The organism is Psychrobacter immobilis, from assembly GCF_904846185.1.
Classification (GTDB): domain Bacteria; phylum Pseudomonadota; class Gammaproteobacteria; order Pseudomonadales; family Moraxellaceae; genus Psychrobacter; species Psychrobacter immobilis_B.
The window spans coordinates 32,774-47,658 of record NZ_CAJGZQ010000026.1; the positions used below are offsets into that span (position 1 = coordinate 32,774).

Annotated in this window: 12 protein-coding genes and 1 pseudogene; 9 read left to right on the forward strand and 4 right to left on the reverse strand. The window is 44.3% G+C overall.

Annotated elements, in window-relative coordinates:
• Positions 1–38 precede the first annotated feature (38 nt).
• From JMW94_RS12650 to JMW94_RS12680, 7 genes are all read left to right on the forward strand, one after another.
• Positions 39–1,799: a hypothetical protein gene (locus JMW94_RS12650; RefSeq protein WP_201604641.1), complete on the forward strand. Its 1,761-nt coding sequence runs from the start codon at positions 39–41 to the stop codon at positions 1,797–1,799.
• A 353-nt stretch (positions 1,800–2,152) separates the two neighbouring features.
• Positions 2,153–4,240 (forward strand): EAL domain-containing protein, encoded by a 2,088-nt coding sequence (locus JMW94_RS12655; protein WP_193008618.1) that lies wholly within the window; start codon positions 2,153–2,155, stop codon positions 4,238–4,240.
• 290 nt (positions 4,241–4,530) lie between these two features.
• A complete protein-coding gene (locus tag JMW94_RS12660; protein ID WP_201604642.1) occupies positions 4,531–4,995 on the forward strand; it encodes a c-type cytochrome in 465 nt (154 codons plus the stop codon).
• 218 nt (positions 4,996–5,213) lie between these two features.
• Positions 5,214–6,242 (forward strand): AAA family ATPase, encoded by a 1,029-nt coding sequence (locus tag JMW94_RS12665; RefSeq protein ID WP_201582159.1) that lies wholly within the window; start codon positions 5,214–5,216, stop codon positions 6,240–6,242.
• Positions 6,243–6,389: 147 nt separating this feature from the next.
• Complete coding sequence (locus JMW94_RS12670) at positions 6,390–7,439, forward strand: DUF58 domain-containing protein (RefSeq protein ID WP_201604643.1); 1,050 nt, start codon at positions 6,390–6,392, stop codon at positions 7,437–7,439.
• Positions 7,436–9,694: a transglutaminaseTgpA domain-containing protein gene (locus JMW94_RS12675; RefSeq protein ID WP_227685519.1), complete on the forward strand. Its 2,259-nt coding sequence runs from the start codon at positions 7,436–7,438 to the stop codon at positions 9,692–9,694. Before JMW94_RS12670 ends, JMW94_RS12675 begins: the two co-directional genes overlap by 4 nt.
• 67 nt (positions 9,695–9,761) lie before the next feature.
• On the forward strand, positions 9,762–10,049 hold the full coding sequence (locus JMW94_RS12680) for a DUF4031 domain-containing protein (protein ID WP_201604644.1): 288 nt from the start codon (positions 9,762–9,764) through the stop codon (positions 10,047–10,049).
• A gap of 80 nt (positions 10,050–10,129) precedes the next feature.
• On the opposite strand, the gene JMW94_RS12685 is transcribed toward JMW94_RS12680, so the two are convergent.
• Both JMW94_RS12685 and JMW94_RS12690 read right to left on the reverse strand, forming a co-directional pair.
• Positions 10,130–10,648 (reverse strand): DUF302 domain-containing protein, encoded by a 519-nt coding sequence (locus JMW94_RS12685; protein ID WP_201604645.1) that lies wholly within the window; start codon positions 10,646–10,648, stop codon positions 10,130–10,132.
• A 173-nt stretch (positions 10,649–10,821) separates the two neighbouring features.
• Positions 10,822–11,715, reverse strand: a complete 894-nt coding sequence (locus JMW94_RS12690; protein ID WP_201604646.1) for a LysR family transcriptional regulator — start codon at positions 11,713–11,715, stop codon at positions 10,822–10,824.
• A 191-nt stretch (positions 11,716–11,906) separates the two neighbouring features.
• Here JMW94_RS12690 and JMW94_RS12695 point away from each other — a divergent pair, with 191 nt between their 5' ends.
• The gene (locus JMW94_RS12695; protein ID WP_201604647.1) at positions 11,907–13,031 is read left to right on the forward strand and encodes an S-(hydroxymethyl)glutathione dehydrogenase/class III alcohol dehydrogenase; all 1,125 of its coding nucleotides are present in this window, start codon (positions 11,907–11,909) and stop codon (positions 13,029–13,031) included.
• Positions 13,032–13,138: 107 nt separating this feature from the next.
• On the opposite strand, the gene JMW94_RS12700 is transcribed toward JMW94_RS12695, so the two are convergent.
• Complete coding sequence (locus JMW94_RS12700; protein ID WP_201604648.1) at positions 13,139–13,834, reverse strand: haloacid dehalogenase type II; 696 nt, start codon at positions 13,832–13,834, stop codon at positions 13,139–13,141.
• Between the two features lie 229 nt (positions 13,835–14,063).
• A complete protein-coding gene (locus JMW94_RS12705; protein WP_198329412.1) occupies positions 14,064–14,732 on the reverse strand; it encodes a DsbA family protein in 669 nt (222 codons plus the stop codon).
• A gap of 69 nt (positions 14,733–14,801) precedes the next feature.
• Here JMW94_RS12705 and JMW94_RS12710 point away from each other — a divergent pair.
• Positions 14,802–14,885 (forward strand): annotated as a pseudogene (locus JMW94_RS12710) (IS1595 family transposase); the annotation flags it as partial.

Here is a 14,885-nt window from a genome sequence, read left to right on the forward strand (position 1 = left end):
GCCTCCTGCCAAGTTACTCAAGGTTACTAGGAATACTGATGATAACTTTATCGACGTTTCAAGAGCACCTATCTTCTACAGAGGCATTGCCACTAGTTTCTAAGCGATCCGCTAATGGCCAAGAAGGTTATTTGCTAAAATTGTTGGCAGCGTTACCTTCGCAAACGCAAGCACAGCAAGCTGAACAATTGGCAAAAATACTTACGGTACTACGTGTGGCCAATATAGATGAGTCGCAACGTCTTACCCTTATGGCGACGGTGATAGACGCCTCAGATCAGTTAATTGCCACTTTGCGACAGTCTTATATTTATGAGACAGGTGTGCTTAGCGACATTCAAATGGGTTATGTGGCTCAAATAAAGTCGCTATATTATTCAATGATTATGGTCTATGACAGAGTGATACGTCATAAAACTTCATTGCTCAATAATCAGCGGAAATATGCTGCAAGTAATGGCTGGCAGCGCTATTTTAATGGTGATAAGTCCTCATCAACGACACTCGCCATTGCTATTTACCAGACGCTGCTAATGTACCAGAAGCTATTGGGTGAAGAAGCACTGTGCTATCAAAAACCCTCATCTTACTTATGGCACAAAATCAATCAGCTGTATTACCTTGCTTATCAGTATCATGCGGCTGAGATTAATATGAGTGTCACGGCAGGCACCCAGCGTGCCAAGACGGTTCATCAGCTGTATTGCCAAATTTGTTTATACAGTCTATTAAATGTACGTGCCATGCGTCGTCCCAATATTCTGCTCGTCCAACGTTTGCTACCTGAATGGGCTAAGCATATCGTTGCGACGATTGAGCCAACCACCGAGACCCGCGTGTTCGTTGATTTACAAAGTGACAATCCGCCAACTTACCTGACGGCCAGCTCTACAATTAACCCATACGACGATCGTTATCACTGTTTATTTATAGAAATTGCCCCGCTGGTTGAGTATCTTAAACGACGCAAACAGGCTTTAGTTAAGGAAGGGGGTGACGGCGTTGAGAGTCATTTGCTTAATAAAATAGCGATGACGCTCAATTACCGCTATTTACAGCCGCCGCTTACCCTAGCGACTAAACATAGTGCGAAAGAAGACGCTGTTTTGATTACAGGTTTTAATAATATTCATTATCGGGTGAGCCATTCGCATAGCTTTACCAGTTTAATCGCTATAAAAGAGTTACCAGATGAGCAGCGTCCTCGTTATGATACCGTGAATAAAAAACAAGACAGCAGCCACGTATTAGCCAGTGAAACCTTTGATCGTAATGATGATTTGTCATTATTTCGTACCCTACGATTATTACCAACAGTAGATATTTTAAATAAAGACCGCTTTCATAATGATGGCTTTCATAAAGACAGTCTTAACATAGTGGCTGATGAGGATACATCTGCGACGACTGCACCGCCAGCATTACATATGATGAGCCTTTTTTTGGTCTGTCGATCTGATACAATCACGCCGCCTGATTGGTCAATGGGCGTGGCGCGCTGGCTTGATTTTGATAGCAAAAACCCAGAGATCGAGTGGCAAGTACTCGGACATCAGCTAGTGGCTTGTGGCTTGCGTTTAGAAGGTAGAGAAACGCGTAGTCGCCATTTTGTGCCAGCATTTATCCTTGGTAGAGATGAGCGATTACAAACCACTGGTACTTTGATTGTACCGACTTCTTACTTTCAGACCGATGATAGAGTCATTATGCGTATTAATAGCAAACAAACCCCTTTACGTTTGGGACAGAGGTTGCTGATTACGGATGAATTCAGCCAGTATGAGGTGGTGCAGCTTTAGTTTGTTTGAGCGTCTATTGAAAAGTTGTCAAATAGTAATGTCAATAAATGCTGGTTTAAAGGTTACTTCATTGAATTTTTTATTCGATAATAGCAGTGAATAAATGTACTGAATAATGATGATAAGTTAGTCTGCAATCAGTCAAGTTATTGTCTATAATGATTGATACAGTTATGTTGGTTTATACGATGTTTTTGCTTCGCCAAGATGTCGCCTTGATTCGAAAGACGATGCCAGTCTACTAAAAACCGCTAAGCCTATCCCTGATAGTATTTTCCTTGCTAGGTTAATGCTTGGAAAAGGTATAGGGTATCAAACATAAAAATAAGATCACAAGATCCAAAAGGCTTCTTATGCGTACTCAGTCCATCTTAAACCTCTTAGTCATTGATGACGATCAGCTCTATGCTGAGCGCCTTGTGCACTTACTAGGTTGCTATTATGACACCATCAATTTAGGGTTTTTGGACGATAAAGAGGAGCTGTTAAAGTCACTGCGACAACCGTGGGATGTCTTGGTGTTTGGCAATGCTTATGATATGAGTTTCACCGACGTGGTGGGCGTCGTTCAAGAGCAAAGTATTGATTTGCCTATGATCTGCCTATTCAATGAAGAGATGGTAGCGTCCACCAATAATGATGAGGGGTTACCTGATATTATTAGCGGCACGATGGTCAAATCGCTCAAAGTAGACCAAGAGATGGCAGTAGTGATGTCTATCTGTCTACAGCATGATAATTTACGCAGTCGCCGTGAGCTTAGAACGTTGCGCCATGTTCTCTCTGAAGCAGAGCAACGCGCCAACGTATTGATTAAAAACTCTAAAAGTGCGGTCGCTTATATTGATCAGGGTATCCATATTTTTGCCAATGACCCTTATCTTCAGCTTTTTGGTTTTGAGTCGATTAATGATGCCATAGGCGTGCCTGTTGTTGACCTGATTGCAGGCGGTGATAACGTTAAGGGTTTCAAACAGTTCTTACGTCAATTTGATAAAGGCAGCCGCCAAGAAGTCGAGTTCAATTTTGAAAGTAAGCGGATGGATGGTAGTACTTTTGAGGCAAAGCTACAATTGGCAGCCGCGACCTTAGATGGCGAGCCAGTGACGCAGGTTATTATCCAACAAAACCATAATAATAGTGCGGAAGTCGCTAAGCGTTTGGCAGCTGCTGAATGCAAAGACAGCCTGACAGGAATCAACAACCGCCGCGGCTTTGAAGAACAAATGGCAATCGTGTACCAGCAAGCACGTCAAGGTGTACTGACGGCTGGGCTTTTGTATATTCAGCTCGATAATGTCGGTAAAATAAGAAGCAGTCTAGGTTTGCAAGGGGTAGATGCGACCGTCAAGCAAGTCGCCTATGCGTTAGATGAGCTGATATCAGACGGGCATGTGAGTCGTTTTAGTGATACTGCCTTTACCATACTGGTCGAGGACAAGAGCACCACAGAGCTTGAAGAACTGGCTAAGCATATTGGTTCACGTATCAGTGATATGCTGATTGAAGTAGATAAGCGTACGACCAGTACGACTGTCAGTATTGGGATTGTCAAAATCGAAACCAATACAGCAGAGCCAAGTATCGTGCTCGAACGTGCGATGGATGCTATCAATCAGATTATGATAGAGACCTCTAATCATGGCGGCACCTATCATTTGTACGATCCAAGCGAGCATGCCAATAGTGATGATCATGCGCTTGCCGAATCTTTAGTTGATGCCATTGCCAATAGCCGTTTTGAGCTGTCATTCCAGCCAATATATGATATTAACAATGACCGAAGCGACTTTTTTGAAGTATATCTGCGGTTGCCATTGGCGGATGCGGACAATACGATATTGACACCTGATCAATTTATGGCAGTCGCCAAGACGCATAAATTGCTCGAAAAAATAGATCGTTGGGTGCTCATCAATGCCTGTAAAAAGGTTAATGAGGTACGTAAAACACATCCTGAAGCCAGATTGCTAGTGCAATTGACTAGTGCCTCATTGATAGACAAAAAACTGCCTAGTGTTGCCAGTCAGCTTATAAAGGCGGTGGGCGGTGCAGCTGGTGTGCTCACCTTGCAGTTCAACGAAAAAGACGTCTCAGACCATCTCACAGTGGCAAAAACACAATTTGCCGCCCTTAGCCAAGTCAGCTGTCAGATGGGCATCAATAACTTCGGTTCTTCTGCTAAATCCATAGAGATTGTCAGTTTTGTGCAGCCAGATATGGTGCGTTTAGCACGCAGCTATGTGGATGGCATTGACTCAGCAGACAATTTAGAAACTGTCAAATCACTTATTATGCGTACTAATGAAGTCAATGTGGACGTATTGATGCCTTATATTGAAGATGCGGCGACCATGTCCGTTGCTTGGAGCGTGGGCGCGCGCTATTTACAAGGCTATTATTTAGAAGAACCCAGCAGTACGATAAAGGTTGCGACCTAACGTCATTTAGGATCCGTTTGATATGCAACTATCAACAGTGCCTATTTATGGAATACTCGACACGGCTTAATAGTTCATAAATTCTTTATCGTCATACCTTACAAAAGCCTTACTCAAACTGTCCTATAAGCGTTGTTTATTGGCTTAATATGCCCCAATGAATAACGTTATGTTTTTACAAGCAGCTGTTTAGATGTGAAGAGGGTTCCACTTTGCATGTGTTTGACCCTTACCTTATTGTCTATATTGTTCACCTATAGCTGACATTCCTTAACCAAAGATTGCCGAAAATGCCCATCATTAATAAATATCAAATAAGCAGTATATTTGCTGCTGTTTTATTGCTCAGCGCTTGCGGAGAAAGTACGCCACCGGATCATCGTGCTGCTGTGACATTGCCGATCTATACGGAAGGTGATGCTGATAACGGCGCGATCATTTATCAAGACGCTTGTGGTCAATGTCATCAGCTGAATGCGGGGCTCAATAAAAAAGGTCCGCAGCTGATGAATATATACGGTGCGCCCGCCGCTGAGCTGGAAGATTACACCTATAGTAACGGGCTAAAAACATCAGGTTGGGTATGGGATGCGCAAACGCTCGACCCTTATATTGCGGATGCAGAAAAAGCCATGCTAGACTCAAAAATGCTATCAAACCCGATGCCCGATGCCCAAGAACGCGCAGATGTCATCGCTTATCTGTCAACGCTTCGTGCCGCCGTGCCGATAACTGAAGATGACTCAAAGCAATAGCCAATCTATGGCGTGTCCTCAAGCTAAACGAAAGCGACTAAATGGGCTAAAGATGGTTAAATTTTGCCAAATCATGTCAAACAACTGGTTAATATCTTGATGTTATCTGTGCTATTTTCCTTGTTTGGCTGCCATTTATCTCATTTTTATCACTACTTTCAAAATAAGAGCACGCCCTAGAAACACTAATCCCATAAGAAATGAGCCAATAATTGACTATGACCCACGCAGCTATCGATAGAGCCATTACAACACCACATCAGTCAGCAGCAGAGGTGATTCATAAGTCGCCCTTTAGCGCTGCCGATTATCGTCACAATCAGCAAAAAATTGCCCAACTTATGGCGCAGCTAAATCATATTGTGTTAGATAAGCCGCAAGTGGTTAAGCTTGCGCTGAGTGGTATTTTGGCAGGTGGACATCTGTTACTGCAAGATCTGCCGGGTATGGGCAAGACGACGTTGGCGCAAGGCTTGGCGCAATTATTAGGCTTGAGCTTTAGCCGTGTACAGTTCACCAATGATATGCTGCCAGCAGATATCTTAGGCATGAGCATTTATGATCAAAAGAAACAGCAATTTGAGTTTCGAGCAGGTCCTATTTTTACTCAGCTGCTACTCGCTGATGAGATTAATCGCTCTAGCCCTAAGACGCAAAGCGCGTTACTAGAAGCGATGGAAGAACGGCAAGTCACTCAAGATGGGCAAACCTATCCTTTGCCGCAGCCGTTTTTTGTCATTGCAACCCAAAATCCTTTGCAGCAAGCAGGTGTCTATCCGCTTCCTGAATCACAGCTAGATAGATTCTTACTATGCTTGTCGCTTGGTTATCCGTCGCCTACCGCAGAGCGTGAGCTATTAAAAGGTCAGGATCGCCGCGAGCTACTAAAAAATTTAGATGCGCTGCTTGATACCGAGGCGGTCTTATTAGCACAGCAAGGTGTTAAACACGTTTATGTTGCGGATGTGGTCTTGGATTATCTGCAGCGATTGGTCGCAAAGACACGAGCAAGCTCCGAGTATCATGGCTTATCACCGCGTGGAGTATTGTCGCTACAGCGTGCTGCGCAGGCTTATGCGTACGTATCGGGGCATGTGGAAGTGACACCTGAGGATATCCAAGCGGTGTTTGCCGCGGTCACAGATCATCGTCTCGGTCAGCGCTTTGTCCCAGCGCATGTGACTGGTGGGCAGGCGACGCAGACCATCGCACAACGTATATTGGCAGAAGTGGCTGTTATCAGTTAAATGATGGTTATTTAAATAGTTGTTACTTCAATCACTATTATCTGAGTATTTATTTTTTAGCTGCTTGTTGTCTCATGGCGTATTTGTTTTAAAACTATCACCAATTGTGAATGAGAGTATCAATTTTATGGTAAGGATAGTGTAGTCATGAGCTTTTTGCCAAAAGCCTTAACCGTACCAGCCACTTCCACATTAAGCCGTTGGTTTGCCTCGCGTGCGCCCAAAAGCGATAGCGCCCCCCTCAATTTGCGTAACGTCTATATCTTTTTTAGCCGTGAAGGGACGCTATATGCAGTGTTATTAATCATCACCTTTATCGCTGGCATTAACTATGGCAATAACTTGGTGTTAGGTTTATGTTTTTATTTGGTCAGCGTCTGGCTTATCAGCTTTCATGTGACCTTTGCCCACATTTCAGGTCTGCAAGTACGTTTGCTTGAAGTGACCATGGCAGAAGCGGGCGCGCCTGTCTGGGTGACTTTGCAGTTGCGCAGTGAGAGCCGTCAACCGAGACGACAGTTGTTATTTAGCTTTGAGCAGACTGATGACAAGGCTAATAGCAAGAAAGATAAAAAAGCCCATAAAAAAATCAAACATGGCGCTGATAATAAACAGTCAATACTGGTGACACGACTGCAAGGCGAGAAAATTATTCGCTTGCCAGTCCCGACGCAGAATCGTGGGCAGTTTGAATTACCACGCTTAAAAATAAAAACGGTTTATCCTTTGGGCATTATGCGGGCGTGGTCCTATGTTTATTTTGCCCGTACTGCTTGGGTCTATCCAAAACCTGAAGTGTTTGATTGGCAAGCGCAATATGCCGTTGCCAGTCAAAAAGATTTGCCAACAGGTGGGCAATATCGGCAAGGTCAAGATGATTTTGAGCGGCTAGATAACTATGTTGAAGGCGAGTCGCTGGCACGGGTATCGTGGGGACATGTAGCACGTGGTCAAGGCATGTTTACCAAGCACTTTGCTGATCCAGTTGGTCATGAGCAAACGTTGGATTATGCTGATATGCCAGCAGCACATCATGAGCAAAAACTCGCACAACTGGCGTATGGGGCGATGAAATTAGGTGAGCTGGGCGTGACATTTCATATGCGCTTACCCAATGATACCCATTCTACTGCACCAATGGATGAAGGCGACAGTTTTGCACAAGCGTGCTTGCTAAGGTTGGCGAAAGCACAATGACTAATAGGACCAACTCAAAAAAACTCCCTACAAATGACGCTGAAAACACATTTATAGGTTTTCCTGAAACAAGTCCCACAAGCTTTGAGCAGTTGGCACTGGGTCAAAACGTCACTGATCGTGCTATACAGGATAGCGCTGCAAAATGGACTCGTAAGCTATTCGCCTTGCCTGCTTATTATTGGGTACTAATTGCTCAAATTACCGTTATTTTACCTCATGCGGCGCATCTGCCGTTTTGGTTGATAGGTTTTGCGGTGGTCAGCATTGCCGCACAGTTACCGTCTATAAAAGCTAAGTTCAAAAAAATAGCGCATTTAAAACGTGTCTATCAAGGCATGCAAATGCTCGGCTTTTTATTGGGGCTGGCAGGTCTATGGCTGACTTACAATACAGCGTTTGGACTGGATATGGGCGTGGCGTTTTTAGTGCTATGTCTCATTAGCAAGCTGTGGGAGATGTATAAACGGCGTGATGCTTATGTGGTCCTAAATTTATCACTGTTTGTTCTTGCTGCGCTGTTTTTGATGGATCAAGGTCTTGTTACGACTTTAGAAGTGATTGTTGGTGCAGTTATCATTTTATTGGCATTTATTGCGCTTAATGATGATGGCAACACTCGCGGTGATGGTCGCTTGCGTACTTTGGGTGTGCTGGGTATCGGGGCGTTGCCGTTATTAGTCGTGCTATTTTTGTTCTTCCCGCGCTTGCCACCACTATGGTCAGTACAGCTATCAGGTCAGCAAGCAACCACTGGCGTGTCCGACAGTATGTCGCCCGGTGATTTTGCCAATTTAGGACAATCTACTGAGCTGGCGTTTCGGGTAGAGTTTGCAGATAATCGCCCGCCGCAACAGCAGTTGTATTGGCGTGGTTTGGTGTTTAGCGACTTTGATGGAATTACATGGCGTCCTAGCCCTCAGCAACGACAATGGCGACCTGCACCGCAAATGCCATATTGGATTGAGAATGCCTTTGCAACTGTCCCCGACTCAGTAAAAACTACGCCTACCAGCTATGAAATTATCTTAGAGCCGACGCAGCAAAACTGGCTATTTGGACTTGATTATCCTTTTGCTCAGCGCCAAGACGTCAGTATCACCTCAGACTTTACCCTATTAAAAGACCAGCCGGTTACCCAACAGCTGCGCTACGAGGTATTGCAATTTGCACCGATGCGTATTGACCCTGTTCTCTCTGATGAGTTGCGACGTTTGAATCTTGCCTTGCCAGCCGATGGAAATCCGCAAGCACGCGCGTTGGCACAGCAGCTATTTGCGCAATCAGACTCAGACCCAGTGCGTTATATGGCGGCTATTGAACGCTGGATTAATCAAACAGAATTTCGTTATACGTTATCACCGCCACGGCTGAATAATAACCGTATTGACGAGTTTTTATTTGAGACCAAAGCGGGATTTTGTGAGCATTATTCTTCAAGTTTTACGTTTATGATGCGGGCAGCTGGCATACCTGCACGGGTCGTGGCAGGCTATCAAGGTGGCGAGCTAAGCCGCAGTGGTAATGTTTGGGAAGTACGGCAAAAGGATGCGCACGCTTGGACAGAGGTTTGGCTTGAGGGTCAAGGCTGGGTACGTGTCGATCCGACGGCTTTTGTTGCGCCTGAGCGCGTCGAGCAAGGGATGGATGCGCTGACGCAATCGCAGGGAGCGGCGATGTTTGGTGATGGTGCTGGAGCACAAATCAGCTATCAGCAGTATCAAATGCTACAAACCTTACGTCGTCTCTCAGATCAAGCCAGCTACTATTGGCAAAAAGACGTCGTCGGTTACGATCAGGACAAACAAGCTGACTCGCTACTCAAATGGTTCAACATCCGCTCAGTCATGCAGCAAATTATTTGGTTGGCAGCGAGTGCTATCACTGTCATGGCTATTTTAATCTTTGTCATTTGGCAACGCCGCCGCAAGCGCTGGCATCCAGCAGACCAGCCGCTTGCACAGCTATCAAAACGTATTGGCAAAAGTGATAAAGCGCTTACTCGTCAAGAGAGCGAAGGACAGCTTGCTTGGCTTGAGCGTGTGGCAATGGCTATTGATTTAAATTCCGAAGGTGGTGTTGATACCTATTTAACAGATAGTGGTCATTCAGATATTGTCAAAGCAAAAATTATGCAGATGAGGCAGGACTATCGTCAGCTCCGTTATGGGCGTCTAAGCACATTTGAAACCAATCATAGCGAATACCAAGCCGTACTCAAACAGCTTAAGAAAGATGCACGTGAATTGTTCTAATGGCTGCTCTGTGAAGGCGTTGCTTAGCACGTGATAAAAAGTTAAGGATAATAAAGGAGGCGGTTCTATGGCAATCTACGTAGATTTTATGCAGATAGAATTTAAAGGCTATAAATGGTGCCATATGCTGGCGGATACGCTACAAGAATTGCATGATTTTGCCGCACTAATTGAAGTGGATAAGCGCTTATTCCATCGAAACGCCAGCTATCCGCACTATGACGTCACGGTACAAATGCGAGAAATAGCGATTGAATATGGGGCTATTCCTGCTGGTCGAAAAAAGATTATCGAATGTGCAAAGAAGTTAAAAATAGAGTTGCATGAGCAAATCGCACAGTCTGAGGATTGCTAGTACGTTAATCTTCTAGAGATATAAAAAGGTGGGAGTGCTTTTGCATCCCACCTTTTTTTGTTCAGGTTTTCATTTATAGCTTATTTTGCAATAGCTGCTTTACTAACGCCATTAAGGGCTTTTGCGATGCTATCAATAGCAGTATCACAACCCTTTATATTATGGCGGTCTTTGAGATATTCAGGATTGTTGTACGACAACCAGACCTTTTTATCGGCATCTTCACTGATAAGGATTTTTTGCGGCAGATCGATAGCGACGCTTTGCTCGCAATTCATCAACGGCGTACCCGCTTTTGGATTACCAAACATGATGACCTGCGTCGGTCTTAATGTTAAATTGACACCTTGGGCGTTCTTTTGATGATCGACGCGCGCAAATACTTTCATACCTTTGCTTTCAATAATTGCCGCCAGTTTATCAGCGGTATCTTGCACGGAATGATTGCTTTGCAGCGTAACCAAGCCTTTTTCGGCATCGATAGCAGTCATCGTTGCTGGCATTGATGGCATCTTATCAGGCGCTTTTAAAATATTTTCAACACTGGCGCAGGAGGATACGACCAATGCTAGGGCAGCGATAGAGAGAATCTTAAGCATGAAAAGTCCTTTTATTGTCATTGTTTATTCAGCGAATGATGGCTGACAACATCGAATATTTAGTGTGAACCATAATATTCCTTGTGCTTAGTAGTATTGTGCGTAATAAACCGCGCATAGTAAAGCCTCGCATTGCAACACACCTTAAAGAATGCCTAAGCCAAAACGCATAGCTAAACCAAATGCTCTGCTAGATAATCGACGAGCAGTCTAATCTTTGGCGATAAATGACGGTTGTGCGGGTAGACAGCCCAGATACTTTCTTCAGGCTCTCGATAGTTATTCAATAAGCTGACCAGCTCACCTGATGCTAAGTATTTTTGCACATAATAATCAGGTAGCTGGACGATACCCAGACCTTTTAACGCCGCATCGACTAGACTGTGACCACTGTTATATTGGACACTGCCAGACACGTGCAGGTTTTTTTCTTTATCAGCGTTTTTTCCAGAATCTATTTTACCATCTTCTATAAAGTGCCAATAGTCACGCGTGCCAAGTAAGCAGTTATGCTGACTCAGATCGCTCAAAGAATGTGGTATACCGTATTTTTCGAGATAAGCAGGCGCGGCACAGACGAAATTGGTACGACGGCTAAGCTTTTTTGCCATCATCGTCGAATCGCTTAATTTGCCGATACGAATCGCCAAATCATAACCGCCATCAATGAGGTCGATTTTTTGATTGCTCAAAAATGCCGTCACTTCGATATCGCGATATTGCACCATGAAATCATTGACTAATGGCAATAATTGCTGCTCGCCATAAGTGACAGGAGCGGTTAGTTTAATCCTACCTTGAGGCTTTGATTGTAAGTTGCTAACCGCCTGCTCAGCGGCATCCAAGCCATCGAGCACACCGCGGCAATGCTGATAAAACACGCGACCTTCTTCAGTCAGCGATACTTTACGCGTCGTGCGATAAAGCAGTTTAATATTCAGTCGCTTCTCTAACGCGCTTATCTGTCGACTGACTTGCGCGGTAGAAATGCCCAATTCTTTTGCCGCGCGCGTAAAGCTTTCGTAATCTGCTACATAAACAAATTCGCTAATACCATCCCAGCGCATGATTATTACCACTGTGTAAAAGATATTTGCAAATATAGCACATTGTTATCGCTATAGAAAAAACTATAATAGTCAGTATAAAGCTTTACAGACTGCTACAACTGCCGCTTGCCTCCATTCAACAAGCAAGATAAGCTGAATAGAGGTCTGCGCTTAATAACCCATAAAATGAATTAAAAAGAGAGATAACGATGTCAGATAAATTTATTAAATCAAAAGCCGCCATTGCTTGGGGTCCAAATGAGCCACTATCTATCGAAGAAGTGGATGTGATGCTGCCCCGTAAAGGCGAAGTATTGGTAAAAATCGTGGCAAGCGGCGTCTGTCATACTGACGCTTTTACTTTATCTGGTGAAGATCCAGAAGGGGTATTCCCAGCGATTTTAGGTCATGAAGGTGGCGGTATCGTTGAGCAAATCGGCGAAGGCGTCACCAGTGTGCAAGTAGGCGATCATGTCATCCCTTTATACACAGCAGAATGTGGCGTCTGTAAAATGTGCCTATCAGGCAAAACCAACTTGTGCTCAGCGGTACGCGAGACCCAAGGTAAAGGCTTAATGCCAGATGGCACTACGCGCTTTTATAAAGATGGTGAGCCAATTTATCATTATATGGGCTGCTCAACCTTCTCTGAATATACGGTGTTGCCTGAGATTTCTTTAGCGAAAGTAAATAAAGAAGCACCACTAGAAGAAGTCTGCTTATTGGGTTGCGGTGTCACGACTGGTATGGGTGCGGTCATGAATACGGCAAAAGTTGAAGAGGGCGCGACCGTTGCTATCTTTGGTCTAGGCGGCATTGGACTGTCAGCGGTCATCGGTGCAGCAATGGCAAAAGCCAGTCGTATCATTGCTATTGATATCAATGAGAGCAAATTTGAGTTAGCCAAGAAGCTTGGCGCAACTGATTGTATCAATCCAAAAGATTATGACAAGCCAATTCAAGACGTTATCGTTGAATTGACCGATGGCGGCGTCGATTATTCATTTGAGTGTATCGGTAACGTCGACGTTATGCGCTCTGCGCTTGAGTGCTGCCATAAAGGCTGGGGCGAGTCGGTCATCATCGGTGTCGCTGGTGCTGGACAAGAAATCTCGACTCGCCCATTCCAGTTAGTGACTGGTCGCGTCTGGCGCGGTTCAGCGTTTGGCGGCGTAAAAGGTCGCAGTGAATTACCAGGTTATGTTGAGCGTTATTTGGCTGGTGAGATTCCACTACAAGATTTCATTACCCATACCATGCCATTAGAGGATATCAACGAAGCGTTTGATTTGATGCATAAAGGCGAGAGTATCCGTACGGTTATTCATTTTTAAAAATCATTATTAATAATAGTGATTATAGATTTAGCCTCATAAAGTAGCAGTATGCTAAACCAAAAATGCCGTCCTTATATAGGGCGGCATTTTTTTGGCATTGGCAATTATTTTTTAGTGGAAAAAATTATTTGTTCGGCAAGCGTGGTTAGATCTGCTGCTACAAAGTCTGGCGCTGGAACGTTTGGCGCTGATAATAAAGCATTGTGCGGTCGCGTGAGAAACGCCCCTTGGCAGCCAGCCGCTTGAGCGCCAATCGTATCCCAAAGATGACAAGCGACAAGGCACAAATCCGATACGTCAACAGACAATGCATGAGCGACCATTTGATAAGTCTCAGGCGCAGGCTTGAACTTTGCAACCTGCTCAACACTAAAGTGCTGTTCAAAAAAATGGCTGATGCCAGCTTTTTCAAGCGGGGTCGGGGAAGCGCTATTTGCTGAGTTGGTCAATGTCACTAGGCGAAACCCTGCCTCACGCAGCTTGGTTAATGCTGGTATTACATCAGGATGAGCAGGCATTTTGCTCATACGCTCTTTTAATTCGTCGACATCGCTATCTATCAGTCTGACGTTATGAATATCAGCGGTCATCTGTAAGGCACTGACGCCAAGCTCACCAAAAGGCGTATAAAGTCCTGACAACGTCATGGTTTGTGAATATAGCACCAATTGGGCAAACCATTCTCTTAGCATCTGCCTGTCATCAAACAATCGGGTAAATAATGGCTCAAGAGTGGTAATGTCGAGTAGCGTCTCATTGACATCAAACACGATAATAGGGAGAGACTTATCAGAGAACATAATAGATCCTTTTTTGAACAGCTAAAGAAACCTTGCCAAGAAACCTCGTCAGGAAAACTAGGGCGTGTCTTCATTTCAAAAATGTTGATAAAAATAAGATAAATTGCCGTCAAACGAGGAAAATAGTGCAGATAATATCGGGATATTAACCAGCTGTTTGACGATGTTTGGCAAGATTTAACCATTTTTAGCCCATTTAGATGACTATCGAATGAACTGAAGATGCGCCCTAGTCTGGCATGTCAGCCAACTGCTGCAAGATATTTTTGAAATTTTCCACACCTTGTGCACCACTAACCAGATGACGCTTATTAAAAATTACCGCTGGTACGCTTTGAATGCCTTGTTGTTGCCAATGTTGCTCTTCTGCGCGCACCTCTTTAGCGAACCTTTGGTCTGCTAATACGGCTAGTGCCTCGTCACGATCTAGTCCAATCTCTGCTGCGATATCAGCAAGTACCGCATTGTCAGAAATATTGCGACCATTGGTAAAATGAGCGATGAATAACGCCTGCTTTAAGTCATGCATGCGACCTTGCTGATCTGCCCAGTGCAGCAATTGATGCAAGTTGAACGTGTTGTGCATACGCGTGTCATCGTTAAAATTAAACGTAAAGCCAACCTCATTACCCGCTTCCATTAATCGAGCACGGCTAGCATCAGATTCTTGCTTGCTCGAACCATATTTCTCCATAATATGTTCACGCATATTTTGTCCTGCGCTTGGCATATTTGGATTAAGCTCAAACGGATGCCAGTGAATCTCGTGTTCGGTGTTGGTTTGCTTGAGGGCTTCTGCCAGCTGGCGGTAACCAATGACACACCAAGGACAAACAACGTCTGAGACGATATCTATGCGTAGTGGCTGCTCTGAGAATAACTGCTTTGAATGTTCCATATCTATCTGCCTAATTCAGTATTTATTTTGGGGCTGTCCTAGATAAGTAAAATTATTTAGGATAGCACTATGAGAAAAAGCAAACTAAGTTGGTATAAACAAAACAGACTAATCGAGTTATTTGTTGCCGGTTCAACCGCCAGAACAGCAGCA

Bases quoted from the DNA above. Each gene is read 5' to 3' on its own strand.
- JMW94_RS12650 (WP_201604641.1), top strand. From the start codon at position 39: ATGATAACTTTATCGACGTTTCAAGAGCACCTATCTTCTACAGAGGCA.
- JMW94_RS12655 (WP_193008618.1), top strand. From the start codon at position 2,153: ATGCGTACTCAGTCCATCTTAAACCTCTTAGTCATTGATGACGATCAG.
- JMW94_RS12660 (WP_201604642.1), top strand. From the start codon at position 4,531: ATGCCCATCATTAATAAATATCAAATAAGCAGTATATTTGCTGCTGTT.
- JMW94_RS12665 (WP_201582159.1), top strand. From the start codon at position 5,214: ATGACCCACGCAGCTATCGATAGAGCCATTACAACACCACATCAGTCA.
- JMW94_RS12670 (WP_201604643.1), top strand. From the start codon at position 6,390: ATGAGCTTTTTGCCAAAAGCCTTAACCGTACCAGCCACTTCCACATTA.
- JMW94_RS12675 (WP_227685519.1), top strand. From the start codon at position 7,436: ATGACTAATAGGACCAACTCAAAAAAACTCCCTACAAATGACGCTGAA.
- JMW94_RS12680 (WP_201604644.1), top strand. From the start codon at position 9,762: ATGGCAATCTACGTAGATTTTATGCAGATAGAATTTAAAGGCTATAAA.
- JMW94_RS12685 (WP_201604645.1), bottom strand. From the start codon at position 10,648: ATGCTTAAGATTCTCTCTATCGCTGCCCTAGCATTGGTCGTATCCTCC.
- JMW94_RS12690 (WP_201604646.1), bottom strand. From the start codon at position 11,715: ATGCGCTGGGATGGTATTAGCGAATTTGTTTATGTAGCAGATTACGAA.
- JMW94_RS12695 (WP_201604647.1), top strand. From the start codon at position 11,907: ATGTCAGATAAATTTATTAAATCAAAAGCCGCCATTGCTTGGGGTCCA.
- JMW94_RS12700 (WP_201604648.1), bottom strand. From the start codon at position 13,834: ATGTTCTCTGATAAGTCTCTCCCTATTATCGTGTTTGATGTCAATGAG.
- JMW94_RS12705 (WP_198329412.1), bottom strand. From the start codon at position 14,732: ATGGAACATTCAAAGCAGTTATTCTCAGAGCAGCCACTACGCATAGAT.